A 25,501-nucleotide genomic window follows, 5' to 3' on the forward strand; every position below is an offset into this window, starting at 1 on the left:
GTGCCCGTTCCCCTCCCCGTCCCTTCCCAGAACCGGGGCAGGCCCCGGACCCGTACCGCCCTGCGGGCGGTGTCGTCAATGTCCTCCTACGGCCTGGCGGCTGCGGGAGGGACGCCCGGACGGGCCGGATATGCCGCGCGGCGGCATCTTCGGCCTCGTCTGCGTTTGAGGCGCGTGGGTGCGGGTGGGGGTACCTCCCACGCCGCCGGGTGTAGGGGCGGAGCCCGCCGCGCGGCGGGAAGGGGCGGGGAGAGGAACACGCCCCGTGCAGCGGCGCCCGCACCGCTCAGACCTCCTCCCGCTCCGCCAGTGCCAGCGTCCGTCGGGCCGACGCCACCACCGCCGCGTCCACGAAGCGGCCGTCCGGCAGTGCCAGCGCCCCCGCGTCCGCCGCGGCGGCCTTCACGATGTCCTCGGCCGCCTCGATCTCCTCGTCGGTCGGCCGGAAGGCCCGTTCGATGACGGGCAGTTGGCGTGGGTGGATGGCCGCACGGCCCAGGAAGCCCAGGGACCTGCCGTGGGAGCAGGAGGCGTAGAGGCCGTCGAGGTCGAGGATGTCGGGGAACACCGACTGCGGCGGCGGCGCGAGCCCCGCCGCGCGGGCCGCCAGCACCGTGCGGGTGCGTGGCCAGTCCAGACCGGCGTCGCCGCGCAGTCCGAGGTCGGCGCGGAGATCGGACTCGCCGAGCGCGATACCGGCGACGGACTCGTGCGCCGTGGCGATCGCGTACGCGTGCTCCACGGCGAGCGCGGACTCGATGAGCGGGTACAGCGGAACCCCGGGGGCGCGGGCCGCGAGCTGCTGGATGTCAGTGGCGTATGCGACCTTGGGGACACGCAGTGCACCGAGGCCCGGCAGCTCCGCGAGGGCCTCGAGATCCTCGGGGGAGTTGATGCGGACATGGACAGGGACGGGCTGCGGTACCGACAGCAGTTCCACGGTTGCGTCCAGGGCGTACGGCTTGCGCCCCTGGGCGACGGCGTCCTCCAGGTCGACGATGACGATGTCGGCGCCGGAGGCGAGGGCCTTGCGCACGACTTCGGGGCGGTCGCCCGGGACGTAGAGCCAGGTGAGGGGGATGGTCATAGTGCCCCTTGGGTCCGTAGAGCGGTGATGTCGGAGGGCGTCAGGCCCAGTTCGGCGAGGACTTCTTCGGTGTCGGCGCCGTGCGGGCGGCCCGCCCACCGGATACCGCCCGGGGTCTCCGACAGCCGGAAGAGGACGTTCTGCATACGCAGCGGGCCGAGCTCCTCGTCCGGGACCTCGGTGATGGTGCCCAGCGCCCGGTACTGGGGGTCGTCGACCACGTCGCGGATGTCGTAGACGGGGGCGATCGCCGCCTCCGCCTTCTCGAACGCGGAGACCACCTCGTCGCGGGTGCGGCGGGCGATCCAGCCGCCGACGGCGTCGTCGAGGTCGTCGGCGTGTTCGGCACGGCCGCTTCCGCTGGAGAACCAGGGCTCGTCCACGAGTTCGGGCCGGCCGACGAGGCGCACGACGCGTTCCGCGACGGACTGGGCGGAGGTGGAGACTGCGAGCCAACTGCCCTCCGCGGTGCGGTAGATGTTGCGCGGCGCGTTGTTGCGTGAGCGGTTGCCCGTGCGCGGCTGGACATAGCCGAGCTGGTCGTACCAGAGCGCCTGAGGACCGAGCACCGAGAGGATCGGTTCGATGATCGCCATGTCGACGACCTGCCCGCGGCCGGTGGTGGCTCGGGCGGCGAGTGCGGTCATGACGGCGTAGGCGGAGGCGAGGGCGGCCACGGAGTCGGCGAGGCCGAACGGCGGCAGAGTGGGCGGGCCCTCGGGTTCGCCGGTGGCGGCGGCGAAGCCGCTCATCGCCTCGGCGAGCGTGCCGAAACCGGGCCGGTGGGAGTACGGCCCGAACTGACCGAAGCCGGTGATCCGGGTGAGGACCAGCCGGGGATTGGCCCTGCTCAGTTCGTCCCAGCCGAGTCCCCACTTCTCCAGGGTGCCGGGACGGAAGTTCTCGACGACCACGTCCGCGGTCGCCGCCAGGCGCAGCAGCGTGTCGCGCCCGCCGGGGGCGGACAGGTCGAGCGTGACGTTGCGCTTGTTGCGGCCGAGGACCTTCCACCACAGGCCGACGCCGTCCTTGGCGGGACCGTGCCCGCGTGAGGGGTCGGGGCGGGTCGGGTGCTCCACCTTGATGACCTCGGCGCCGAAGTCGCCGAGCATCGTGGCGCACAGCGGACCGGCGAAGAGGGTCGCGAGGTCGAGGACACGCAGGCCCCGCAGCGGCGGCGGGGCGGACGGCGAAGTGTTCATGAGGCGGCGTCGATCTCTGTGCGGTACGGCATGGAGGAGGACGCCCCCGGACGCTGGACGGACAGGGCGGCGGCCGCGCACGCCCAGGCCAGGCTTCGCGCGACCGGTCTCTTCTCGCCGAGAGCAACGGCGAGGGCCCCGACGAAGGTGTCGCCCGCCGCGGTGGTGTCCACGGCGGTCACGGACGGAGCGGGGACGGTGACCGGCTCGGCGTCACGGGCGGCGTACAGACAGCCTGCCGAGCCGAGGGTGATCACGACCTCGGGCACCTGACGCAGCAGTTCCAGCGCCGCGGCGCGCGGATCGGCGATGCCGGTGAGGGTGGCGGCCTCGTGCTCGTTGGGGACCAGGAGGTCGGTGGCGGCGAGGAGTTCCGGTGGCAGCGGCTGCGCGGGGGAGGGGGTGAGGACCGTCCGCACCCCGTGCCTGCGTGCGGCCTCCGCCCCGTCGAGCACGGCGCTGAGGGGGAGTTCGAGCTGGAGGAGCAGCGTGTCACCGGTGGCGATGAGGGCCTCCTCCCCGGGGGCGAGGCCGGTGACGGTGCCGTTGGCGCCGGGGATCACGACGATGGCGTTGCTCCCGTCGTCGTCGACGACGATGTGCGCCGTACCGGAGGGGCCTTCGGCGGTTCTGAGGAGGTCGGTGTCGACGCCGGAGGACTCGAGCGTATGGCGCAGCTGCGGGCCGAACGTGTCGGAGCCGACAGCTCCGATCATCGAGACCTCACCGCCGGCACGGGCCGCGGCGACGGCCTGGTTGGCGCCCTTGCCGCCGGGGACCGTACGGAATTCGCGTCCCGTGACGGTCTCCCCGCGCTTGGGCGCGTGGGCGACGAAGGCGACGAGGTCCATGTTGGTGCTGCCGAGCACCACGATGCCGGTCATGGGCGGAAGGCCTCCTTGAACGTGAGGTGGGCGAGAGTGTCGAAGCCGACACCGTCGAACCCGGCGACCGAGGTGGCGAGCCGGTTCTTCAACGGGGCGGTCCAGCGGTCGGGCAGGGCGCTCGGGTGTCCGGCCAGCAGACCCGCGAGCGAACCGGCCGTCGCGCCGTTCGAGTCGGTGTCGAGCCCGCCGGACACGGCGCGGCAGACGGAGCCGGTGAAGTCGCCGTCGGCGTGGGTGAGGGCGGCGACGAGCAGCGCGGCGTTGGGCAGGACGTGGACCCAGTGGTACCCGTCGTACGCGCGGTGGATGCTGTCGACGGCGTCGGCGAAGTCGGCATGGGTGCGGGCTGCCTCGATGCCGAGACGCACGGCCGAGGCGTAGCGGGAGCGGGGCGGGACGACGGTGAGACCGGCGGCGATCGCCCCGTGCACGTCCACGGTGCCACCGGCCGCGGCGGCGACGGCGGCCGCGGTGAACATGGCGCCGTACACCCCGTTCGCGGTGTGGGTGAGCGTCGCGTCCCGGTACGCCTGGGCTGCGGCACCGGCGGGGGAGCCGGGATTGGTCCAGCCGTGGACGTCGGCGCGGATGGCGGCGCCGATCCACTCGCGGAACGGGTTTCGGCGGGATGCGGTAGCCGGCGGCTCGATGCCGTGGAGCAGGTTGCGGTAGGCGACGCGCTCCGCGGTGAACGTCCGCCCCGCGGGCAGCTCGTCCAGCCACAGCCGGGCGACGTCGGCGGTGGTGAAACCTCTGCCGTGACGCTGGAGGAGCAGCAGCCCGAGCAGCGGGTAGTTGAGGTCGTCGTCCTCCGGCATGCCGTCGATGTTCTCGGCGAGGGAGTTCGGGGCGCTGCGCCGGTTCCAGGGATGCGCGGCGGCGAGTTCGCCGGGCAGTCCCTTGGCGGTGAACCAGGTGGTGAGGGGCCAGTTGCCGGTGGCGCGGGCGAGGGCGCGGATCGCGTGCAGCGGCAGCTTCTCGACGGGCTTGCCGAGCAGGCATCCGACGGCACGGCCGAGCCAGGCGGCGTGCAACGCGTCCTTCGCCACCGGGACCGCCGCCGTTGCAACCGCCGCTGCCGCTGCCGCTGCCGCCGCCGGCTCCGGCGGAGCGGGAACGGCAGGCGCCGGAGTGGCCGTGCCCGTGCCCGTGCCCGTGGTCGCGGGTGCGGGTGCGGGTGCGGGTGCGGGTACGGGTGCGCCCGTCCCGGACAGTGCGCGCCCGCCGGAACCCGGTGCCGACCAGGCGGCGCCGACAGCCATGATCGCGGGCAGCGACGTGGGCTCGTCGGCCGTCAAGGGGGAGGGCAGTGCGTCCAGTTCGGCCAGCAGAGTGTCCGCCAGCGCGCGCAGCGCCGGCGACGCGGGCTCGGGCGAGGCACCCGCGCGCGCCGGTGCGGGGGCGCCGCCCGCCGCCAGCCAGCGGTCGCGCAAGGCCGACACGTCCCTGCCGTCCTCCTCGGCCTGGCGCAGTTCATGGCCGATCAGGTCCTCCGGCTGCACCCATGTCAGACGCAGCGGCCCGGTCATCGCGCGGTGTCGGTCAGTGCGGCGAACGCCGTCTCGTGGGCCCTGCGGCACTCGACGTCACGGACGTGGATCTCACGAGCCACCGCCGTCAGTTCGGCCGCCGGCGCGTGCAGATCGACACGGCTCGCCGCCGCGACCCGCTCCGCCCACTCCTTCGGTACGGCGGCCTCGCCGCTCAGGGCGCCCGCCAACGCCCCCGCCATCGTCGCGATCGAGTCGCAGTCCCGGCCGTAGTTGACGGACGCCAGGACCGTACGGCGGTAGTCGCCGCCGCACACGAGCAGCATGCCGAGCGCGATCGGGAGCTCCTCGATCGAGTGCAGGCGGGAGGGCCGGCGGGCGCCCAGGGACGGGGCGCGGTAGTCCGGTCCGACCGTGTCGAAGGGGGCGACCGCCGCCCGCAGCGGCACCAGCGCCGACTCGAAGTCCTCGTGCCGCGAGGCCGCTTCGGCCACCGACTCGATCGCCGCCTGTGTGCCGTCCTTCGCCAGTGCCATCGCGCTCTCCACCACCGACTCGGGCGTGGCGCCCGGCAGGCAGGCCGCGGCGACGGCCGCCGCGAACACCCCGGCCGCCTCCCTCCCGTACGAGGACTGGTGCGCGCCGGCGATGTCGACGGCCTCGGCGTAGGCGGCGGCGGGATTGGCCGCGTTCACCAGGCCCACCGGCGCCATGTACATCGCCGCACCGCAGTTGACGATGTTGCCCGTGCCCGCCTCCCGCGGGTCGTGGTGTCCGTAGTGCAGGCGGGCGACGAGCCACTTCTCCGCAAGGAAGAGGCGCTGCAGAGGGATGGCCTCGGCCTCCAGCTCCGGGATCCAGCGGGGATTGGTGATCAGGTCCGGGACGAGGTGGTCGGCCATGGCGTAGGCGTCCAGGTGGTCGCGGACCGTGGCGTACACCCCGATCAGCGCATGCGTCATGAGGGTGTCGTCGGTGATGTGGCCGTCGCCCTTGTGGTACGGGGCGATGGGGCGGGCGGTGCGCCACTTGTCGCCGTGCCAGGGGCCGACGACTCCGGTGACCCTTCCGCCGTGGCGCTCCAGGATCTGATCGGGCGTGTAGCCCTCGACGGGACCGCCGAGAGCGTCACCGACAGCTGCTCCGACCAGGCTGCCGGTGATTCGGTCGTCGAGGAGAAGTGTCGGGGTGGCCGCCGTTTCCGCCGCCTTGTTCGTCGCCGCCGTAGTGGTCGTCATGCCCGAATTGTCCACCTGGGGCGGTCGTGTTCGGCGGACCCCGCGCAGGGTTTCGGCTAGTCGGCGCTCCGTGGCAGGCCGGACGCCCGCCCGGCCGAGGCATGCGGCGCGGCTCCGAGCGCTGCCGCGGACGGTGTTTCCTGAGACGTCTCGTGCGGCGTTTCGACCGGCGTTTCCTCCGGCGTTTCGACCGGCGTTTCGTGCGGCACGACCGAGAGCAGTGCCGCGCGCGGCGTTCGGTGGCCGGCACCTGCGGGCAGCGCCGCCTCGAGCAGTGCGGCGAGCTCCACCAGGTCGATCCCGGCGAGGCGGGGAAGCGCGCAGCCGGCGAGGGTACGGCAGGCGTCGCGCCAGGAGACGGGGACCGGTCCGGCGCCGAGCGCCCCCGTCAGTGCTCCCGCCAGGGCTGGTGCGGAGTCGGCGACGCGCGAGAGGCAGACGGCGGCGGGCACCGCTTCCGCGACCCTGCCGCGGGCGGCGGTGGCTACGGCGAGCGCGACCGGCACGGTCTCCGCGGCGGCGATGCCGTAGCTGTAGACGTGATCGACGATCTGGTGCTCGAGCAGCGGCACGAGCTCGAACGCCCCCGCCGCCTCCCGGGCGAGCCTGACGGCGTGGTGCGCGTTGCGGCCGATCTCGGTGGCCTCCGGGAGCTCGGCGAGCGCGGCGTCGACGGCGTCGTCCACGGCCGCGCCGCCGAGCGCGGCGGCAACGGCGGCGGCCATGGCACGGGCGCCGTGTACCCCGTCGCCGTCCTGCGTGTACCGCGCGTCGAACTCGGCGAGCGCGGCGGCGGCGCCCGGATCGCCGGGGTGTACGGAGGCGAGCACGGCGGCCCGTACACAGGCGGCGTCGTCGAAGTAGTGCGGGTTGTCGTGGCCGGTGGCCGGCGGGCGCAGGCCGGTGGCCAGGTTGCCGAGCCCCGCGCGTACGGAGATCCGTGCCCGCAGGGGAAGCACGGCGGACTCGACCTCGGGGGCGCGTGCCGCGGCCGCCGCGACCTCGCCGGCGAGGGAGTTCCAGGCCAGGTCGATCGCGGCCCGCGTCCGGCGGCCGGGCGGGAGGTGCGAAAACCGTTCCCCCGCGGCCGTGAGCACGGTCTGCGCTGTGAACGCCGCCCACTCCGCGTCGTCGGAAGGACCGAGCCTGAGGGGTTCCGGCGGCTGGTTGAGCGCGATCGGGACGGGGAGGGTGGTCGTGGCGTTCTGCTCGGCGAAGGTGTCGAGTTCGCGGGTCAGACGCCGGGTCCACTCGGGCATGCGCGCGGCCCGGTGCCTGGCCGCGGGCCACCCGGCCGCGTCTCCGGCGGCCAGCCCGAGGAGGAGTCCCTCGACACGGCGGGCCCCGCCCGCGCGCGCCGGGAGGCCCGCCTCGCACGACCCGGCCCGTTCCGTGCCACCGCGGGCTGCGCCCTCCACCACCCCACACGCGCTCACGGCCACAGCCGCGACCGGGGCCGCGCCGCCGCGCGCACCGGCCGTCGTCGTGCCCCGGCCGGCTCCCGCCGCAGCGGTCGGACGGGCGGGTGCCGCCTGCGTCGCCGCCGGGACGATCAACCGGCGGACACGCGGCGTCTCGGTGGCCCCCTGATCGAGGGGCGTCGTGGGCGTCTCCGCTCCGGTACCGGTGGCACGGGAGCGGGCTGTCCGTTCGGTGACCTCTCCCGCCGGCCCCGTACGGCGGAGGCGTGGACCGGGCTCCTGCTCCTGGTCGCGTTGCACGGCCGGGGTGGTGGGGCGCGGTGCCGGGGTGTGCTCCGGGTCGGGGGCGCCGCGGGCCGCAGCCGGCCTCACAGCGCGCCCCTCGGGTCCTCGTCGGGGCTCAGCAGGTCGGCGATGTCCAGGACGTGATGGCCGCGCATCGAGGGGAGGCAGCTGCCGCGGACCGGGCCGATCGCCGCGGCCCACTTCGCCGGGACGGCCCCCGCCCCGGCGACGGCGCCCGCCAGGGCTCCCGCGACCGCCGCGGTGGTGTCGGCGTCGCGGCCCATGTTGACGGCGGTCAGCACCGACGTACGGAAGTCGCCCCGCGCGGCCGCGAACGCGCCGAACGCGAGGCCGACCGCCTCCGGTGCCAGGTCCGTCCACGGGTAGCCGCCGATGACGACCGCCGAGCGGACCGCGCGCTCCATGGACAGGGCATCGGGGTGGGTGCGCCCCGCCGCGACGACCGCGCGGCGCATGGAGCGGGCGGTCCAGGAGTCCATGGGGACGACGGACAGCGCGGCGCCGATCACCCCGGCCGGCCCGGCGCCGCCCATCGCCGCGGCCACCCCGGCCGCCACGGCCCGGCCGCCGTGGATTCCCTCGCCGTCGTGGCTGACGCTGCCGTCGATCGTCACCAGTCGGGCCGCTTCCGCGGGCCGGCCGGCCGCGAAGACGCCGAAGGGCGCCGCCCGCATCGCGAGACCGTCGCTCCAGGCGTGCCGGTGCTGGGCGGAGATCGGGGCGGCGAGGCCCCTGCGGAGGTTCTCGAGAGTGCCGCGCTCACTGAACCCCGCCCCACGGAACGGCCCTTCGTCCAGGTCGGCGATCCACCGGTGCCAGGCCGACTCGACGTGCGCGACGGTGAGCGCGGAGCCGTGCCTGGCGAGCAGCAGGCCGGAGAAGATCGCGTACTCGGTGTCGTCGGTGCCCGCGGGGTCGTCGCTGACGAAGTCCTCGATACGGCCCCAGCGGCGGCGGATCTCCGAGGGTCGCAGGTTCTCCGCGGGTGCGCCGAGCGCGTCGCCGACCGCGAGGCCGAGGAGCGCGCCGCGGGCCCGGTCGCGCAGGGTGGCGGCAAGGACGCGGCCGGGCGCTGTCTGCACTTGCATGAAGGTCCCCATTCGCGCGCGCGAGCCTTGGTTGCCGGATCTGTGCCACGGACCGCGGGGAACGAGTCGGTGAATCGTTTCTGTCACCCGGTTCGCCCATCGCCGGGGGGTCAGGTAAGTAAAGCCTGCCTTGCTGGTACGCCCCTTACAATCCGCGTATCTTCGAGGACGTGGAGGGAGCCGGGCCGACCGGACCTCCGCTGCCGGGAAACCGGGGCCTTCGCCGCCGGAAAAGGGGAGAGCTGTGTCCATCATCGAAACCGAAGCCACACTTCACGAGGCGCACCGTGACAACCACACGCACCGTGACGTCAACGGCGGCTGGCTGCGCCCGGCGGTGTTCGGGGCGATGGACGGACTGGTCTCCAACCTCGCTCTGATGACCGGTGTCGCGGGCGGTGCCGTCTCCCAGCAGACGATCGTCATCACGGGCCTCGCCGGTCTCGCCGCGGGCGCGTTCTCGATGGCCGCCGGCGAGTACACCTCCGTCGCCTCCCAGCGTGAGCTGGTGGAAGCGGAACTGGCTGTGGAGCGACGCGAGTTGCGCAAGCACCCGGTCGACGAGATGGAGGAGCTGGCGGCGCTCTACGTCGCCCGCGGGGTGGAGCCCGCGCTCGCCCGCGAGGTCGCGATGCAGCTCTCCAGGGACCCGGAGCAGGCGCTGGAGATCCACGCCCGCGAGGAACTCGGCATCGACCCGGACGACCTCCCCTCGCCGCTCGTCGCCGCGGTCTCCTCCTTCGGCGCGTTCGCGCTCGGCGCGCTGCTGCCGGTGCTGCCGTACCTGCTCGGCGCGAGCGCGCTGTGGCCCGCGGTACTGCTCGCCCTGCTCGGACTGTTCGCGTGCGGCGCCCTGGTGGCGAAGGTCACGGCGCGCAGCTGGTGGTTCAGCGGTGTGCGCCAGCTGGCCCTCGGTGGCGCGGCCGCCGCGCTCACGTACGGCCTCGGCATGCTCATCGGTGCCGCTGTCTGATGCCTCTCCGCCCGTGAGGGCCTGTGTCGCGCCGGTTCCCCGTGAGCCGGCGCGTTCGCGTTTCCGGACTCCGTCACGGACGCTGTGACGTACGTCCTCCCGCGACGAGGCCCAGGAATGAGACACTATGCAATGCACGGCATAAGTAGTCGTTACTCGTTGGTTTCGATGCCTCGATCGCGGGGCATCAGCCGTAAACGCTGTGGGCAATGAAGCCCGCTCTGCGAAGGCCATCCGGATGTCGATCTGTCCGCTGTGGCCCCCCTTCACCGCCGACGCGGTGTCCGCATGCTGGAATGAGCTATCCGCTTTCCGAGAAGCACTCCATCATGTAACCTGCACGAAATTTCGCGGAGGGCCAACGTCGTCCCTCGGCACTGCACATGCCACGACGACGACGGGAGAGCCAATGCGTTCCGACGCCTGGTCGCCCATGGACGGTCGCCCCGCCCCTCAGGGGATGTACGACCCCCGTAACGAACACGACGCCTGCGGTGTCGGGTTCGTGGCCACCCTCACCGGTGTTGCCAGCCATGAGCTGGTCGAGCAGGCGCTGACCGTACTGCGAAACCTCGAGCACCGCGGTGCCACCGGCTCCGAGCCCGACTCCGGCGACGGCGCGGGCATCCTGCTCCAAGTCCCCGACGCCTTCCTCCGCGAGGTCACCGGCTTCGAACTGCCCGCCGCCGGCTCCTACGCCGTCGGCATCGGCTTCCTCCCGGCCGACCCCGAGGAGAACGAGGCCGCCGTCTCGAGGATCGAGACGATCGCCGGCGAGGAGGGCCTGACCGTCCTCGGCTGGCGCGAGGTCCCCGTGACGCCCGACCTGCTCGGCAACGGCGCCCGCGCCACCATGCCCGCATTCCGGCAGCTGTTCGTCGCCGACCACACCAGCGAGGGCATCGCGCTGGACCGCAAGGCGTTCGTCCTGCGCAAGCGCGCCGAGCGCGAGGCCGGTGTCTACTTCCCGTCGCTCTCCGCGCGCACCGTCGTCTACAAGGGCATGCTGACCACCGGCCAGCTGGAGCCCTTCTTCCCCGACCTCTCGGACCGGCGCTTCGCCACCGCGGTGGCCCTCGTCCACTCGCGGTTCTCCACGAACACCTTCCCGAGCTGGCCGCTGGCCCACCCGTACCGCTTCGTCGCGCACAACGGCGAGATCAACACGGTCAAGGGCAACCGCAACTGGATGCGCGCCCGTGAGTCGCAGCTCGCCTCGAAGCTGTTCAACTCCGGCGCCGGCAAGATCGACCGGATCTTCCCCGTCTGCACGCCGGACGCCTCCGACTCCGCTTCCTTCGACGAGGTCCTGGAGCTGCTGCACCTCGGCGGCCGGTCGCTGCCGCACTCCGTGCTGATGATGGTCCCCGAGGCGTGGGAGAACCACGACTCCATGGATCCGGCCCGGCGCGCCTTCTACCAGTACCACTCCACGATGATGGAGCCCTGGGACGGCCCCGCCTGCGTCACCTTCACCGACGGCACCCAGGTCGGCGCGGTCCTCGACCGCAACGGCCTGCGCCCCGGCCGCTACTGGGTCACCGACGACGGCCTCGTCGTGCTCTCCTCCGAGGTCGGCGTCCTCGACATCGACCCGGCGAAGGTCGTCCGCAAGGGCCGCCTGCAGCCCGGCAAGATGTTCCTCGTCGACACCGCCGAGCACCGCATCATCGAGGACGACGAGATCAAGTCCGCCCTCGCCGCCGAGAACCCGTACCAGGAGTGGCTGGAGGCCGGTGAGATCGAGCTCGAGGACCTCCCCGAGCGTGAGCACATCGTCCACACCCACGCCTCCGTCACCCGACGCCAGCAGACCTTCGGCTACACCGAGGAGGAACTGCGCGTCATCCTCGCGCCGATGGCCCGCACCGGCGGCGAGCCCCTCGGCTCCATGGGCACCGACTCGCCGATCGCGGCCCTCTCCGAGCGCCCGCGTCTGCTGTTCGACTACTTCACCCAGCTGTTCGCGCAGGTCACCAACCCGCCGCTGGACGCCATCCGCGAGGAGCTCGTCACCTCGCTGCACTCCTCGCTCGGCCCCCAGGGCAACCTGCTGGAGCCGACCGCCGCGTCCTGCCGCAGCGTCACACTGCCCTTCCCGGTGATCGACAACGACGAGCTGGCCAAGCTCATCCACATCAACGCCGACGGCGACATGCCCGGCATGAAGGCCGCCACACTGGCCGGCCTCTACCGCGTCTCCGGCGGCGGCGACGCCCTCGCCGCCCGTATCGAGGCGATCTGCCGCGAGGTCGACACCGCCATCGAGGACGGCGCCCGCCTGATCGTCCTCTCCGATCGCCACTCGGACGCGGAGCACGCGCCGATCCCGTCGCTGCTGCTCACCTCCGCCGCCCACCACCACCTCATCCGCACCAAGCAGCGCACCCAGGTGGGCCTGCTGGTCGAGGCCGGTGACGTCCGCGAGGTGCACCACGTCGCGCTGCTCATCGGCTACGGCGCCGCCGCGGTCAACCCGTACCTGGCGATGGAGTCGGTCGAGGACCTGGTCCGCGCCGGCACCTTCATCGACGGCCTGGAGCCCGAGAAGGCCATCCGCAACCTGATCCACGCCCTCGGCAAGGGCGTCCTGAAGGTCATGTCCAAGATGGGCATCTCCACGGTCGCCTCCTACCGCGGCGCGCAGGTCTTCGAGGCCGTCGGCCTGGACGACACTTTCGTGGAGAAGTACTTCAACGGCACCGCCACCAAGATCGGCGGCGCGGGCCTGGACGTCGTCGCCAAGGAGGTCGCCGCCCGCCACGCCAAGGCGTACCCGGCCTCCGGCATCGCCGCCACCCACCGCGCGCTGGACATCGGCGGCGAGTACCAGTGGCGCCGAGAGGGCGAGCCGCACCTGTTCGACCCGGAGACCGTCTTCCGCCTGCAGCACGCCACGCGCAACAAGCGGTACGACATCTTCAAGCAGTACACGGACCGGGTGAACGAGCAGTCCGAGCGGCTGATGACGCTGCGCGGCCTCTTCGGCTTCAAATCGGACCGCGGTCCGATCCCCGTCGACGAGGTCGAGCCCGTCTCCGAGATCGTCAAGCGCTTCTCCACCGGCGCCATGTCGTACGGCTCCATCTCCAAGGAGGCGCACGAGACGCTGGCCATCGCCATGAACCAGCTGGGCGGCAAGTCCAACACCGGCGAGGGCGGCGAGGACCCCGAGCGCCTGTACGACCCCGAGCGCCGGTCCTCCATCAAGCAGGTCGCCTCCGGCCGCTTCGGCGTCACGTCCGAGTACCTGGTCAACGCGGACGACATCCAGATCAAGATGGCCCAGGGTGCCAAGCCCGGCGAGGGCGGCCAGCTGCCCGGCCACAAGGTCTACCCGTGGGTCGCCAGGACCCGGCACTCCACCCCGGGCGTCGGCCTGATCTCCCCGCCGCCGCACCACGACATCTACTCCATCGAGGACCTGGCTCAGCTGATCCACGACCTCAAGAACGCCAACCCGGCCGCCCGCATCCACGTGAAGCTGGTCTCCGAAGTCGGTGTCGGCACGGTCGCCGCGGGTGTCTCCAAGGCCCACGCGGACGTCGTCCTCATCTCCGGCCACGACGGCGGCACGGGCGCCTCCCCGCTGACCTCGCTCAAGCACGCGGGCGGCCCCTGGGAGCTCGGCCTCGCCGAGACCCAGCAGACCCTGCTGCTCAACGGTCTGCGCGACCGCATCGTCGTCCAGACCGACGGCCAGCTCAAGACCGGCCGCGACGTCGTCATCGCCGCCCTGCTCGGCGCCGAGGAGTTCGGGTTCGCGACCGCGCCGCTCGTCGTCTCCGGCTGCGTCATGATGCGCGTCTGCCACCTGGACACCTGCCCGGTCGGCATCGCGACCCAGAACCCGGTACTGCGCGAGCGGTTCTCCGGCAAGGCGGAGTTCGTCGTCAACTTCTTCCGGTTCATCGCGGAAGAGGTCCGCGAGATCCTCGCCGAGCTGGGCTTCCGCAGCATCGAGGAGGCCGTCGGCCACGCCGAACTCCTCGAGACCGACCGTGCCGTCGACCACTGGAAGGCCCAGGGCCTCGACCTCGCCCCCCTCTTCCACGTGCCCGAGCTGCCCGACGGCGCGGTGCGCCACCAGGTGATCGAGCAGGACCACGGCCTGGAGAAGGCCCTCGACAACGAGCTGATCGAGCTCGCCGCGGAGGCGCTGAACGCCGCCACCGCCGAGGACGCCCAGCCGGTCCGCGGCCAGGTCGCGATCCGCAACATCAACCGGACCGTCGGCACCATGCTCGGCCACGAGGTGACGAAGAAGTTCGGTGGCGCGGGCCTGTCCGACGACACCATCGACATCACCTTCACCGGCTCCGCGGGCCAGTCCTTCGGCGCGTTCGTGCCGCGCGGTGTCACCCTGCGTCTCGAGGGCGACGCCAACGACTACGTCGGCAAGGGCCTCTCCGGCGGCCGTGTGATCGTCCGCCCCGACCGGGGCGCCGACCACCTGGCCGAGTACTCGACCATCGCGGGCAACACCATCGCCTACGGCGCCACCGGCGGCGAACTGTTCCTGCGCGGCCGCACCGGCGAACGCTTCTGCGTCCGCAACTCCGGTGCGCTCGTCGTCTCCGAAGGAGTCGGCGACCACGGCTGCGAGTACATGACCGGCGGTCACGCGGTCGTCCTCGGCGAGACCGGCCGCAACTTCGCGGCCGGCATGTCCGGCGGCATCGCCTACGTCATCGACCTCGACCGGGACAACGTCAACTCCGGCAACCTCGGCGCGATCGAAGCTCTGGACGAGAGCGACGGGCAGTGGCTGCACGACGTCGTGCGCCGCCACTTCGAGGAGACCGGCTCGACCGTCGCCGAGAAGCTTCTCGCCGACTGGTCCGTGAACGTGGACCGCTTCAGCAAGATCATCCCGACCACGTACAAGGCAGTGCTCGCCGCCAAGGACGCCGCTGAGCTCGCCGGTCTCTCCGAGCAGGAGACCACCGAGAAGATGATGGAGGCGGCGACCAATGGCTGACCCCAAGGGCTTCCTGACCACCGGGCGCGAGGTCGCCGAGACCCGCCCCGTCGAGGAACGCGTCAAGGACTGGAACGAGGTCTACGTCCCCGGCTCCCTGCTGCCGATCATCAGCAAGCAGGCCGGCCGCTGCATGGACTGCGGCATCCCGTTCTGCCACAACGGCTGCCCGCTCGGGAACCTCATCCCCGAGTGGAACGACTACGCCTACCGCGAGGACTGGGCCGCCGCCTCCGAGCGGCTGCACGCCACCAACAACTTCCCGGAGTTCACCGGCCGGCTGTGCCCCGCTCCGTGCGAGGCCGCGTGCGTGCTCGGCATCAACCAGCCCGCCGTCACCATCAAGAACGTCGAAGTCTCCATCATCGACAAGGCCTGGGACACCGGCGACGTCACACCGCAGCCACCGGAGCGCCTGTCCGGCAAGACCGTCGCCGTCATCGGCTCCGGCCCCGCCGGACTCGCCGCGGCCCAGCAGCTCACCCGCGCCGGCCATACGGTCGTCGTGTACGAGCGCGCCGACCGCATCGGCGGACTGCTCCGGTACGGCATCCCCGAGTTCAAGATGGAGAAGGTGCACATCAACCGGCGCATCGAGCAGATGCGCGCGGAGGGCACCAAGTTCCGCACCGAGGTCGAGATCGGCCGCGACATGCCGGCCGACGCGCTGCGCCGCCGGTACGACGCGGTCGTCGTCGCCGCGGGCTCCACGGTCTCCCGCGACCTGCCCGTCCCCGGTCGCGAGCTGAACGGCATCCACTTCGCCATGGAGTACCTGCCCCTCGCCAACAAGGTGCAGGAGGGCGACTTCGTCGCCCCGCCGATCACCGCGGAGGGCAAGCACGTCGTCGTCATCGGCGGCGGCGACACCGGCGCGGACTGCGTCGGCACCGCCCACCGCCAGGGCGCGGCGTCCGTCACCCAGCTGGAGATCATGCCGCGGCCGGGCGACGAGCGGAACGTCGGCCAGCCGTGGCCGACGTTCCCCATGCTCTACAAGGTCACCTCCGCGCACGAGGAGGGCGGCGAGCGGGTCTACTCCGTCTCCACCACCCACTTCGAGGGCGACGAGGACGGCAACGTCCAGGCCCTGCACCTGGTCGAGGTGTCCTTCGAGGACGGCAAGCTGGTCCAGAAGCCCGGCACCGAGCGGAGGATCCCCGCGCAGCTGGTCACCCTGGCCATGGGCTTCACCGGCATCGACCGGGCGAACGGCCTGGTCGAGCAGTTCGGCCTCGGCCTCGACGAGCGCGGCAACGTGGCGCGGGACGCGGACTTCGCGACCAACGTCGACGGTGTCTTCGTCGCCGGCGACGCGGGCCGCGGCCAGTCGCTGATCGTGTGGGCGATCGCCGAGGGCCGCTCGGCGGCACGCGGCGTGGACCGCTACCTGACGGGCGCCAGCGCCCTGCCGGCCCCGATCCGTCCGACGGATCGTGCGCTGACGGTCTGACCGTCGGCCCCTCTTACGTCCCGTACAACGGCGTGCGGAACTGAACACGGCGCCTGCCTCGTCCCCGACCGGACCATGGCAGGCGCCGTGGCGTGCGCGGGGAGGGGAAAGCGGGCGGCCGCACACCGGCTCCGTCAACGCCGCCCGCGTACCGCCCGGTTGCCCTCGTCGGCCGGGATATCGTCGGACAGCCGTCCCCACCCCGTCCGACACAACGGAGCCAGCATGCCCGTCAGCCTCCAGAAGCTCGAGCAGAGCGCCCCCGCTCTCGTCGGCCTCTACAACACCGCGGGTGTCTCCCTCAGGAAGCACGGCCTGCACGGGCAGCGTGCCGCGGTGTACCTGGTGGTGGACTACTCCGGGTCGATGAAGGAGTACTACAGGGACGGCAGCGTCCAGGCACTCGCCGACCGGGTCCTCGGACTGTCCGCCAACCTCGACGACGACGGCTCCGTGCCCGTCGTGTTCTTCTCGACCGACGTCGACGCGGTCACCGACATCGCCCTGGAGAACCACCACGGACGCATCGACGAGATAGCGGCCGGCCTCGGGCACATGGGGAAGACCAGCTACCACCTGGCGATGGACGCCGTCATCGACCACTACATGGACAGCGGTTCCACCGCGCCCGCGCTCGTCGTCTTCCAGACCGACGGCGGCCCGATCAACAAACTCGCCGCGGAGCGCTACCTCTGCAAAGCGGCCCGGCTGCCGCTGTTCTGGCAGTTCGTCGGCTTCGGCAACAAGCGCAGTACGCAGTTCGACTTCCTGCGCAAGCTCGACGAACTGGCCGTCCCCGCCAAACGCCCGGTCGACAACGCGGGCTTCTTCCACGCCGGATCGGACCCCCGGCAGGTCCCCGACACCGAGCTGTACGACCGGCTCGTCGGTGAGTTCCCGCTGTGGCTGGCGGCCGCCCGCGCCCAGGGCATCGTGCGGTGACCGCGGCCCGCGCCCCCGAGGCGCGGGTGCCCGCCGTCCCGGGGCAGTACACCGGCGCGTCCTCTCCGTAACCGGACAGAAGATGTCCGGTTTCCGCGATTCCATGACCTCATGACGTCTTCTCCGTGGTCCGCCTTCCGTGCGGCCGAGCCCGCCTTCGCCGAGTCCGTCCAGAGCCGTTTCCAGCAGTACGGACATCACGTCCTGGCCACACTCCGCAGCGACGGCTCGCCCCGTCTGAGCGGGCTGGAGGTGAACTTCCGGTTCGGGGAGCTGTGGCTCGGCATGATGCCCAGCTCCCGCAAGGCGCGGGACCTGCTGCGCGATCCGCGTTTCGCCCTGCACACGAACCCGGGGGCCGACGACGCGACGGACGCCGGCGACGCGCGGATCTCCGGTCGGGCCCACGAGGTCACCGAGCCGGGGCGCAAGCGCCGCTTCGCCGACGACGTGCAGCCGCCGGAACCGTTCCATCTGTTCCGTGTCGGGATCGGCGAGGTCGTGCGGACCTCGGTCGAGGGCGACGAACTGGTCGTACGGTCGTGGAGTCCGGGCGCCCCGCTCCGCACGCGTCGGCGGCGCTGAGCCGGTGACGCCGGGCCCGGCAGGGCCCGGCACGCCCGGCCGCTGCCCCGATCCGGTGAAGAGGCATGTCGGGGACGGCCGCGCCGTCCGCCGCCCCCTACCGCCCCGCCGAGGGGGAGCGGACGGGCAGCCGGGTGAATGTCTTGATCATTGATCGTGTCCGATCCGGGCTTTCCCGGCGAGAGCATGCTAGGGTTGCACTGTTGCAGTTTTGGTACCCATGAACTTTGTGTGCGCCTGACGGGAATGCTTCCTCAGGCGCACATTATTGTTTCCGGCTTCTCCGGATGGGGCTCAATGCAGCGACGGGAAATTCACGAGGTGTGAGTTTTCGGCTTGCCCCTGTTTTAGGAGAATGACATGGCTACTGGAACCGTGAAGTGGTTCAACTCGGAAAAGGGCTTCGGCTTCATTGAGCAGGACGGCGGCGGCGCCGACGTCTTCGCCCACTACTCGAACATCGCCACCTCGGGCTTCCGTGAGCTCCAGGAGGGCCAGAAGGTGACGTTCGACGTCACGCAGGGCCAGAAGGGCCCGCAGGCGGAGAACATCCTCCCGGCCTGATTGCCGGGCGCGTATCTCGCAGCTCCTGCAGCCGGGGCCCGCACCTTCGTCGGTGCGGGCCCCGGCTCTTGCTGTCCACAGGCCCCAGGAAGGCACATCCGCATGAACCGCTCCGAACGACCGGACCGCTCCGCCGCCAGGTCCGCCCGGCCGCCCCGCAGGCGACCGGCCGACACCGGCGCCGGAAACCGTCCCGCCGCCGGGAACCGCTCCGGCTCGGGCAAGGGCTCCGGCAAGGCGAGCAAGGCGAGCGCCCGCAGCGTGGCGCCCCCGCAGGAATTCACCCTGCCGGAAAGCGTCACGCCCGCGCTGCCCGCCGTGACGGCGTTCGACGAGCTGGACATGCCCGCCGCCCTGCTGAAGACCCTTGTGGCCCAGGGCGTCACAGAGCCCTTCCCCATCCAGGGCGCCACCCTTCCCAACTCACTCGCCGGCCGTGACATCCTCGGCCGCGGCCGTACCGGCTCCGGCAAGACGCTCGCCTTCGGGCTCGCGCTCCTCGCGCGTACCGCCGGCCGCCGCGCCGAGGCGCGGGCGCCCCTCGCGCTCGTCCTCGTGCCGACCCGGGAACTGGCACAGCAGGTCACCGACGCCCTCGCCCCCTACGCGACCTCGCTGCAGCTGCGGCTCGCCACGGTCGTCGGCGGCATGTCCATCACCAAGCAGGCGGGCGCGCTGCGGCGCGGCGCCGAGGTGCTCGTGGCCACGCCCGGACGCCTCAAGGACCTCATAGAACGCGGCGACTGCGCCCTCGGCGCCGTCGCGATCACCGTCCTCGACGAAGCCGACCAGATGGCCGACATGGGCTTCATGCCGCAGGTCACGGCACTGCTCAAGCAGGTGGAGCCGGACGGCCAGCGGATGCTCTTCTCCGCGACCCTCGACAAGAACATCGACCGGCTCGTCCGGATGTTCCTCACCGACCCGGTCGTGCACTCGGTCGACCCGTCCGCGGGTGCGGTCACCACGATGGAGCACCACGTGCTCCACGTCCTGGACGAGACCGACAAGAAGGCCGTCGCCACCCGCATCGCCGCCCGCGAGGGCCGCGTGATCCTCTTCGTGGACACCAAGCGCACCGCGGACCGGTTCGCGAAGCGGCTGCTGGCCAGCGGTGTCCGGGCAGCGGCCCTGCACGGCGGACGGTCCCAGCCGCAGCGCAACCGCACCCTGGACCAGTTCAAGAACGGTCAGGTCACCGCACTCGTCGCGACGAACGTCGCCGCGCGCGGCATCCACGTCGACGACCTTGACCTGGTCGTGAACATCGACCCGCCCGTCGACCACAAGGACTACCTGCACCGCGGCGGCCGCACCGCCCGCGCGGGCGAGTCCGGCAGCGTCGTGACACTGGTCCTGCCGGAGCAGCGCCGCGAGATGACACGCCTCATGGCGAACGCGGGGATCAGCCCCCGTACGGCACGGGTGCAGTCCGGCGACGAGGAACTCAGCAGGCTGACCGGAGCGCGTGAACCGTCGGGTGTCGCGGTGACGATCGAGGTCCCGCAGCCCGCGGCGGCGGCGCCCACCAAGACCGGGGCCTCGTCGTCCCGGCGCCGGCGCCGGCCCGCGGGGCGGCCCGGTGAGACGGCGCAGCGCGGCGGAGCGGCGGCGGAGGGCTCCGGAGCCCCACGCAGGTCCGCCGGGCAGGGGCGCGGACAGGGCCAGGGCGACTCCACCGGCGTCGGCAGGCCACGCCGCGGCGGTCGCGGCGGCGCCGCCGGTGCCGGTGGCGGCAGCGGCAGTGGTGGTGGCCGCGGAGGCCAGGGCGGCCGGGGCCGAACCGGCGGCAGGGGCGGGACGGGCTGACGCCCGCGAGAAGCACGCTCCGGGCAGACTCGGGCTCTGCCGAGCCGCCCGGCCGCCCGGCCGTCCGGGTCAGGTGTCGCATTCGAGAATCGTCCGGCACAGGCCGCAGCGGGCCCGCACCCGTCCCTGTACGGGCACCCGGATGCGCTGGTGGCAGGTGGTGCAGGGGAAGGAGACCCTCAGCCCCTGTGCCCCGTGCTCGAAGGCGTACGCGAACGGTCCCGCAGGCTGGTCGCCCTGATTCTCCCGGGCCCGGCGGCGGTCCTTGACGTAGCGGAGGCGGCCCAGCCGGCCGGCGGTCGTCAGCGGCGGCTGCTGCGCGTCGCGCAGCGCCTGGGCGCGGCCGCGGGTGTACGCGTGGTACGCCTGCGGGCTGGTGAACCAGGGCCGAGGATCCTCGCCGAAGGCCAGCGCGCGCCCGGCGAGGACGTACCCGAACTCCTCGGGGGTGAGATAGCCGAGTTTCTGGCTGGACACGGCGTCCTCACGGAACGCGTCGAGCAGCAGCCAGCCCGCCCCCAGGTAGGTGGTCACCGTGTCGGTGAGGATCTCGTTGTCGCGGGTGCCGGGGAACGACAGATCGAGCCGGTGCAGCAGCACATGGGTGATCTCGTGCGCGAGGGCCGCGCCGATGTCCCGGCGGTGTGTCCGGAACCGGTCGTTCAGTTCGATGAAGTACTCGGGGCCCGCGGCGAGTTCGACGCTGGCCGCGTGCTCCATGTCGCGGAAGCCGACGACCATCCGGGCGTCCGGCAGCCGCAGATGGTGCACCAGCGCCCTGGCCACGCGCTGCGCGCCCAGGTGGAGATCGTCGTCGTCATGGAAGGCCACGTCGGCGGGGAACACGCTCGGCGCGTAGGAGAGCACGCTCTCGGGGGTGAGACGCCGGTACAGCGCGTTGACCGCCGACCGCACGGTGTCCAGGTGCGGAAAGCCGTGCACGACCTCGCTCTGGTTCGACACGCCCATCATCCCCAAGCACGTCTGCCCGAACACGCCTGTACGTCTGCCGCCTCGCACGCCCGGCCGGACGGGTTTCAACTCTACGGCGCGGTCTGCGCGGTCGGAGCCCGGCGATTGGCCGAAAGATGCTTCTTGTGGTGTCCGCTCACCGGGTTCCATACTCCGGACAGCGTCTTGTCGGGCACATGTCACCCACATGTGGCCGACTGGACGTTCCCCTCAACCCCCCACGAGAGGCAGTTCGTTGAAGCTTCTGAGCACTCTCAAAAGATGTCTCGCCGTCGGCGCCGTCCTGCTCGCCGCGGTCAGCCTCCAGCCCACCTCCGCCTCCGCCGCCACACCGCCCGTCGTCGGCGGCACTCGCGCCGCCCAGGGCGAGTTCCCCTTCATGGTCCGGCTCTCCATGGGCTGCGGCGGCGCCCTCTACGCCAAGGACATCGTGCTCACCGCCGCCCACTGCGTCAGCGGCTCCGGCAACAACACCAGCATCACCGCCACCGCGGGCGTCGTGGACCTGTACAGCTCCAGCGCCATCAAGGTCCGCTCCACCAAGGTCCTTCAGGCCCCCGGCTACAACGGCACCGGCAAGGACTGGGCCCTGATCAAGCTCGCCCAGCCCATCAACCTGCCCACCCTGAAGATCGCCGAGACCACGGACTACAACAGCGGAACCTTCACGGTCGCCGGCTGGGGCGCCGCCCGCGAGGGCGGATCGCAGCAGCGCTACCTCCTCAAGGCCCAGGTGCCGTTCGTCTCCGACGCCACCTGCGGGCAGGCGTACGACGAACTCGTCCCGGGCGAGGAGATCTGCGCCGGCTACAACGAGGGCGGCGTCGACACCTGCCAGGGTGACTCCGGCGGACCCATGTTCCGCAAGGACAACGCCGGCGCCTGGATCCAGGTCGGCGTCGTGAGCTGGGGCTACGGCTGCGCACGGGCCGGCTACCCCGGCGTCTACACCGAGGTGTCCACCTTCGCCTCCGCGATCAAGTCCGCGGCCGCGAGCCTGTAGAACACCGGACACAGGCGGAGGGGCAGGCCCGGCGGCCTGCCCCTCCGCCCCGTCCACCGCGGCCGTACGGGTCCGTCCGCCGCAGCCGGACCACCCCCTTCGCCACACCCGCACGGTGTCGGTACGTGGCGGCCGCACCGGGTCGGTACGCACACCCGCACCGCGTCGGTCCGCCACACCCGCACCGGGTCGGTACGTGGCACCCGCACCGCCCCGTTCACCGCAGCCGGACCGCGCCGTCCTCCGCGGCACACTCCAGCTCCAGCACCCACACCTCGTTGCCGCCCTCGCGCAGCACAGGCCCAGGAACGAACAGCGGCCGCACCGGCCCCGCCGACCAGTAACGGCCCAGGTTGAAGCCGTTCACCCACACGAACCCCCTGGTCCAGCCGGGCAGTTCCAGCCTCGCGTCGCCCACGGCAGCCACCTCGAACGTCCCCCGGTACAGGCCGGCCGCCCCCGCCGGCGGAGCGCTCCACTCCATTTTGGCCAGCGCGTCCGGCTCCTCGAACGCCTCCAGCCGCAGCCCCCGGGCCCGTACGCCGTGCAGATACTGCCGCTCGTGCAGCAGCCCGCCGGTAACACCCTTGGGCTCACCCGTCCGCGGCCCGTAGTTGACCCGGCCCAGCGACTCCACCCACAGCTCCACCGACGCCGGCCCCGCGACCGGCATCTCGAGCGCCGACACCTCGGCATCCAGCACACCCGCCCGCACCCCGTCCACGTACACCACCGCACGGTCCCTCAGACCCATGACCCTCAGCGGATACGGCTCGCGCGGCCCCGGCACGTCCACCCGGTAGCGGACCAGCCCCCGCTCCACACCCAGTTCCTCGAACGTCAGGGGCACCGGAGCCTCGCACTCCTTGCCGCCGAGCAGCTCCAGCACCGTCTGCGGCGACGCCCACTCGGCAGGCTCCACGCGGACCGGCGATGCCAGGACCGCGGGCGGCGCCGGAGGCTTTGGCAGCGGCCCCTCCCAGTAGTCCGCCAGAACCTCCCGGAACCGCCAGAACTTCTCCGTCGGCAGACCCGCCTCGTCGACCGGCGCGTCGTAGTCGTACGACGTGACCGTCGGCTCGAGCACGCCGTCGTGCAGCTCCCCCGAACGATTCGCGCCGGCCCAGCCCCCGAAACTCGTCCCACCGTGAGCCATGTACACGTTCACCGACGCCCCCGCGTCGAGGATCTCGCGCAGCGCCCCCGCCGCCTCCCCGGCGTCCCGCCGCCCGGCCTTCGCACCCCAGTGCTCGAACCAGCCGCACCAGAACTCCATGCACATCAGCGGCCCCGACGGCCGGTGCCGGCGCAACGCCGCGAACGCCTCACCGGCGCCGGAACCGAAGTTCACCGTGGCGAGCACCCCCGGTACCGAACCGCCGGTCAGCATGTGGTCCTCGGGACCGTCGGACGTGAACAGCGGCACTCCCACACCGCAGCCCCGCAGCAGCTCCACCAGCCGGAGCAGATACTCCCCGTCACTGCCGTAACTGCCGTACTCGTTCTCCACCTGCACCATCACCACCGGCCCGCCGGCCGTCACCTCGCGCTCCACCACCTGCGGCAGCAGCCTGGTGAACCAGCGCTCCACATGCCCCAGATACTCGGCGTCCTCCGTGCGCGCCCGGCGACCGACCCGGCCGGTCAGCCAGTACGGCAGACCGCCGTTCTCCCACTCGGCGCAGATGTACGGACCCGGCCGCACGATCGCCCACATCCCCGCCGCGTGCACCGCGTCCAGGAACCGGCCCAGCGCCGCGTCGTCCGCGTACCGGCCGGGCTCCGGCTCGTGAAGGTTCCAGGGGACGTACGTCTCCACACAGTTGAGCCCCATCGCCCGCAGCATCGCCAGCCGGTGCTGCCACTGCCCCTCGTGCACCCTGAAATAGTGCAGCGCCCCCGACAGCAGCCGCACCGGCCGCCCGTCCAGCAGAAAGTCCGTGTCACCCACGGTGAAGTCAGCCACCGGCCCGTCCCTCTCTCGCGCACCCGCCGTTCCCACCATCACCCTCTGGCGCGCCGCCGGTCCATGGACAAAGATCGGCTCTCCTTGGACTGGCCGGGAAGCCCGGAAAGGAGCGCACAACGGCATGTACCACACCTGGATGCGCTATTTCACCCCGAGTCCCCTGCACCACCGGCTCGGACTGGTGTGCCTCGGCGTCGGCCTCCAGCACGGCAGCCTCCCCACCGTCGGCCCCCGCACCCTCGACCACCACGTCGCCGTCGTCATCAGCGCGGGCAGCGGCTGGTACCGGGCCGCCGACGGACGGCGCACCACCGTCACCGCCCCCGCCCTCATCTGGCTCACCCCCGGCGTTCCCCACCACTACGGGCCCGACCCCGCCACCGGCTGGGACGAGAGCTTCGTCGACTTCACCGGGCCCGCCACCACGACCTACACCGAACTCGGCTGCATCGAACCCGACCGGCCCGTCGTCCCCCTGTCCGACGCCGCAGGCGCTCGCGCCGCCATCGGCAGGATCGCCCGCGCCGCCCGCCGCGACAACCCGCTTCTCGACGTCGAGGCCGGTGCCGCCGTTCACGAACTCCTCGTCGCCCTGCGCCGGGCCCGCGCCGACCTCGGCCCCGACGGCGACCCCGTCCTCACCGCGCTCGCCCGCGACGCCTTCCAGCCGCTGTCCGTCGCCGAACACGCCGCCCGGCACGGCATGACCCCCGCCGAACTGCGCACCGCCGTACGCCGCGGCGCGGGCTGCAGCCCCAAGGACTACCTCCTCGGTATCCGGCTCGGCCGGGCCAAGGAACTCCTCGCGGCCACCGAACTGCCCGTCGCGGCCGTCGCACGCCGCGTCGGATACGAGGACCCCGCCTACTTCTCCCGCCTGTTCACCCGCCGCGTCGGCCTCGCGCCGATCCGCTTCAGGGAACAGCAGAGCCGGGCCGTACCGGGCGGCTGGAGCACCCGCGTCCCGGACCCTGAACACCCCCCGACCGTCACCACCGCCTCGTCGTAAGCTGCCTGACCATGACCACGAGGGACATCGACGAAACCGTGCGCGCCGAGCTGAACCGCCTGCGCGCGAGCATCGACAACATCGACGCGGCCGTCGTCCACATGCTCGCCGAGCGATTCAAGTGCACACAGCAGGTCGGCCACCTCAAGGCCCGGCACCAGCTGCCGCCCGCCGACCCCGCGCGCGAGGCCAGCCAGATCGAACGGCTGCGCCAGCTCGCGGAGAACGCGAAACTCGACCCGGCGTTCGCGGAGAAACTGCTGAACTTCATCATCGCCGAGGTGATCCGCCACCACGAGCAGATCGCCGACCAGCCGGGACAGGCCGGGGGACCGGAGCAGGCCGGGGGAGCGGAGGAGGCCGTCGCACCAGGGCAACGCGACGACTCCTGAGCCGCAGCACCCCGGCCGGGCCGCGCGGCAGCACACCCACCGGTCGCACTGCGGCGCACCCCGGGCCGCGCACGCCGGCGACGCGGCCGCGCACCCCCGGCCGCACGGTGACGAACACGCGCCGCCCGGC

Annotated in this window: 19 protein-coding genes; 10 read left to right on the plus strand and 9 right to left on the minus strand. The window is 72.4% G+C overall.

All coding sequences use genetic code 11. The features are described 5' to 3' along the window. Positions 1–286: 286 nt before the first annotated feature. From ACFYV1_RS10635 to ACFYV1_RS10665, 7 genes are all read right to left on the minus strand, one after another. Complete coding sequence (locus ACFYV1_RS10635; RefSeq protein WP_389395057.1) at positions 287–1,087, minus strand: HpcH/HpaI aldolase/citrate lyase family protein; 801 nt, start codon at positions 1,085–1,087, stop codon at positions 287–289. Continuing rightward, positions 1,084–2,289: a CaiB/BaiF CoA transferase family protein gene (locus tag ACFYV1_RS10640; protein ID WP_389395058.1), complete on the minus strand. Its 1,206-nt coding sequence runs from the start codon at positions 2,287–2,289 to the stop codon at positions 1,084–1,086. Before ACFYV1_RS10640 ends, ACFYV1_RS10635 begins: the two co-directional genes overlap by 4 nt. Continuing rightward, positions 2,286–3,173, minus strand: a complete 888-nt coding sequence (gene rbsK / locus ACFYV1_RS10645; protein WP_389395059.1) for a ribokinase — start codon at positions 3,171–3,173, stop codon at positions 2,286–2,288. Before rbsK ends, ACFYV1_RS10640 begins: the two co-directional genes overlap by 4 nt. Beyond that, positions 3,170–4,705, minus strand: a complete 1,536-nt coding sequence (locus ACFYV1_RS10650; protein WP_389395060.1) for an ADP-ribosylglycohydrolase family protein — start codon at positions 4,703–4,705, stop codon at positions 3,170–3,172. Before ACFYV1_RS10650 ends, rbsK begins: the two co-directional genes overlap by 4 nt. Further along, positions 4,702–5,904 (minus strand): ADP-ribosylglycohydrolase family protein, encoded by a 1,203-nt coding sequence (locus ACFYV1_RS10655; protein WP_389395061.1) that lies wholly within the window; start codon positions 5,902–5,904, stop codon positions 4,702–4,704. Before ACFYV1_RS10655 ends, ACFYV1_RS10650 begins: the two co-directional genes overlap by 4 nt. Positions 5,905–5,960: 56 nt before the next feature. Beyond that, the gene (locus tag ACFYV1_RS10660) at positions 5,961–7,460 is read right to left on the minus strand and encodes an ADP-ribosylglycohydrolase family protein (protein ID WP_389395284.1); all 1,500 of its coding nucleotides are present in this window, start codon (positions 7,458–7,460) and stop codon (positions 5,961–5,963) included. A 233-nt stretch (positions 7,461–7,693) separates the two neighbouring features. Next, positions 7,694–8,719: an ADP-ribosylglycohydrolase family protein gene (locus ACFYV1_RS10665; protein WP_389395062.1), complete on the minus strand. Its 1,026-nt coding sequence runs from the start codon at positions 8,717–8,719 to the stop codon at positions 7,694–7,696. A gap of 244 nt (positions 8,720–8,963) precedes the next feature. Between ACFYV1_RS10665 and ACFYV1_RS10670 the strand changes: the two genes are divergently transcribed. The 7 genes from ACFYV1_RS10670 to ACFYV1_RS10700 all read left to right on the plus strand — a co-directional run bounded on the left by ACFYV1_RS10670 (position 8,964) and on the right by ACFYV1_RS10700 (position 20,026). Then, positions 8,964–9,692: a VIT1/CCC1 transporter family protein gene (locus tag ACFYV1_RS10670; protein WP_389395063.1), complete on the plus strand. Its 729-nt coding sequence runs from the start codon at positions 8,964–8,966 to the stop codon at positions 9,690–9,692. 409 nt (positions 9,693–10,101) lie between these two features. After that, a complete protein-coding gene (gltB, locus tag ACFYV1_RS10675) occupies positions 10,102–14,673 on the plus strand; it encodes a glutamate synthase large subunit (RefSeq protein ID WP_389395064.1) in 4,572 nt (1,523 codons plus the stop codon). Beyond that, positions 14,666–16,126, plus strand: coding sequence for a glutamate synthase subunit beta (locus ACFYV1_RS10680; protein ID WP_389395065.1), 1,461 nt, complete (start codon positions 14,666–14,668; stop codon positions 16,124–16,126). Before gltB ends, ACFYV1_RS10680 begins: the two co-directional genes overlap by 8 nt. A 225-nt stretch (positions 16,127–16,351) precedes the next feature. Then, positions 16,352–17,068: a vWA domain-containing protein gene (locus ACFYV1_RS10685; RefSeq protein ID WP_389395066.1), complete on the plus strand. Its 717-nt coding sequence runs from the start codon at positions 16,352–16,354 to the stop codon at positions 17,066–17,068. A 111-nt stretch (positions 17,069–17,179) separates the two neighbouring features. Continuing rightward, a complete protein-coding gene (locus ACFYV1_RS10690; protein ID WP_389395067.1) occupies positions 17,180–17,653 on the plus strand; it encodes a pyridoxamine 5'-phosphate oxidase family protein in 474 nt (157 codons plus the stop codon). Between the two features lie 360 nt (positions 17,654–18,013). Beyond that, positions 18,014–18,217 carry a cold-shock protein gene (locus ACFYV1_RS10695; RefSeq protein WP_005318814.1) on the plus strand — a complete coding sequence of 68 codons (204 nt, stop codon included), beginning with the start codon at positions 18,014–18,016 and terminating at the stop codon, positions 18,215–18,217. Positions 18,218–18,319: 102 nt separating this feature from the next. Beyond that, positions 18,320–20,026, plus strand: coding sequence for a DEAD/DEAH box helicase (locus tag ACFYV1_RS10700; protein ID WP_389395068.1), 1,707 nt, complete (start codon positions 18,320–18,322; stop codon positions 20,024–20,026). A 69-nt stretch (positions 20,027–20,095) separates the two neighbouring features. Here ACFYV1_RS10700 and ACFYV1_RS10705 read toward each other — a convergent pair whose 3' ends face one another. Continuing rightward, on the minus strand, positions 20,096–20,998 hold the full coding sequence (locus tag ACFYV1_RS10705; RefSeq protein WP_389395285.1) for a hypothetical protein: 903 nt from the start codon (positions 20,996–20,998) through the stop codon (positions 20,096–20,098). 187 nt (positions 20,999–21,185) lie between these two features. Here ACFYV1_RS10705 and ACFYV1_RS10710 point away from each other — a divergent pair, with 187 nt between their 5' ends. Further along, positions 21,186–22,001, plus strand: a complete 816-nt coding sequence (locus tag ACFYV1_RS10710; protein WP_389395069.1) for a S1 family peptidase — start codon at positions 21,186–21,188, stop codon at positions 21,999–22,001. A 217-nt stretch (positions 22,002–22,218) separates the two neighbouring features. Here ACFYV1_RS10710 and ACFYV1_RS10715 read toward each other — a convergent pair whose 3' ends face one another. Beyond that, positions 22,219–23,967, minus strand: a complete 1,749-nt coding sequence (locus ACFYV1_RS10715) for a beta-galactosidase family protein (RefSeq protein ID WP_389395070.1) — start codon at positions 23,965–23,967, stop codon at positions 22,219–22,221. A 124-nt stretch (positions 23,968–24,091) separates the two neighbouring features. Between ACFYV1_RS10715 and ACFYV1_RS10720 the strand changes: the two genes are divergently transcribed. Continuing rightward, positions 24,092–24,979: a helix-turn-helix domain-containing protein gene (locus tag ACFYV1_RS10720; protein ID WP_389395071.1), complete on the plus strand. Its 888-nt coding sequence runs from the start codon at positions 24,092–24,094 to the stop codon at positions 24,977–24,979. Between the two features lie 11 nt (positions 24,980–24,990). Continuing rightward, positions 24,991–25,371: a chorismate mutase gene (locus tag ACFYV1_RS10725; protein WP_389395072.1), complete on the plus strand. Its 381-nt coding sequence runs from the start codon at positions 24,991–24,993 to the stop codon at positions 25,369–25,371. The last annotated feature ends 130 nt before the right edge of the window (positions 25,372–25,501 follow it).

It is taken from the genome of Streptomyces sp. NPDC003023, from assembly GCF_042888225.1.
Lineage (GTDB): Bacteria > Actinomycetota > Actinomycetes > Streptomycetales > Streptomycetaceae > Streptomyces.

What these genes read in the sequence shown, in the direction of transcription:
- ACFYV1_RS10665 (WP_389395062.1), bottom strand. Translation starts at nt 8,719, where the DNA reads ATGCAAGTGCAGACAGCGCCCGGCCGCGTCCTTGCCGCCACCCTGCGC.
- ACFYV1_RS10655 (WP_389395061.1), bottom strand. Translation starts at nt 5,904, where the DNA reads ATGACGACCACTACGGCGGCGACGAACAAGGCGGCGGAAACGGCGGCC.
- ACFYV1_RS10725 (WP_389395072.1), top strand. Translation starts at nt 24,991, where the DNA reads ATGACCACGAGGGACATCGACGAAACCGTGCGCGCCGAGCTGAACCGC.
- ACFYV1_RS10690 (WP_389395067.1), top strand. Translation starts at nt 17,180, where the DNA reads ATGACGTCTTCTCCGTGGTCCGCCTTCCGTGCGGCCGAGCCCGCCTTC.
- ACFYV1_RS10680 (WP_389395065.1), top strand. Translation starts at nt 14,666, where the DNA reads ATGGCTGACCCCAAGGGCTTCCTGACCACCGGGCGCGAGGTCGCCGAG.
- gltB (WP_389395064.1), top strand. Translation starts at nt 10,102, where the DNA reads ATGCGTTCCGACGCCTGGTCGCCCATGGACGGTCGCCCCGCCCCTCAG.
- ACFYV1_RS10640 (WP_389395058.1), bottom strand. Translation starts at nt 2,289, where the DNA reads ATGAACACTTCGCCGTCCGCCCCGCCGCCGCTGCGGGGCCTGCGTGTC.
- ACFYV1_RS10705 (WP_389395285.1), bottom strand. Translation starts at nt 20,998, where the DNA reads ATGATGGGCGTGTCGAACCAGAGCGAGGTCGTGCACGGCTTTCCGCAC.
- ACFYV1_RS10700 (WP_389395068.1), top strand. Translation starts at nt 18,320, where the DNA reads ATGAACCGCTCCGAACGACCGGACCGCTCCGCCGCCAGGTCCGCCCGG.
- rbsK (WP_389395059.1), bottom strand. Translation starts at nt 3,173, where the DNA reads ATGACCGGCATCGTGGTGCTCGGCAGCACCAACATGGACCTCGTCGCC.
- ACFYV1_RS10685 (WP_389395066.1), top strand. Translation starts at nt 16,352, where the DNA reads ATGCCCGTCAGCCTCCAGAAGCTCGAGCAGAGCGCCCCCGCTCTCGTC.
- ACFYV1_RS10720 (WP_389395071.1), top strand. Translation starts at nt 24,092, where the DNA reads ATGTACCACACCTGGATGCGCTATTTCACCCCGAGTCCCCTGCACCAC.
- ACFYV1_RS10650 (WP_389395060.1), bottom strand. Translation starts at nt 4,705, where the DNA reads ATGACCGGGCCGCTGCGTCTGACATGGGTGCAGCCGGAGGACCTGATC.
- ACFYV1_RS10695 (WP_005318814.1), top strand. Translation starts at nt 18,014, where the DNA reads ATGGCTACTGGAACCGTGAAGTGGTTCAACTCGGAAAAGGGCTTCGGC.
- ACFYV1_RS10710 (WP_389395069.1), top strand. Translation starts at nt 21,186, where the DNA reads ATGTGGCCGACTGGACGTTCCCCTCAACCCCCCACGAGAGGCAGTTCG.
- ACFYV1_RS10635 (WP_389395057.1), bottom strand. Translation starts at nt 1,087, where the DNA reads ATGACCATCCCCCTCACCTGGCTCTACGTCCCGGGCGACCGCCCCGAA.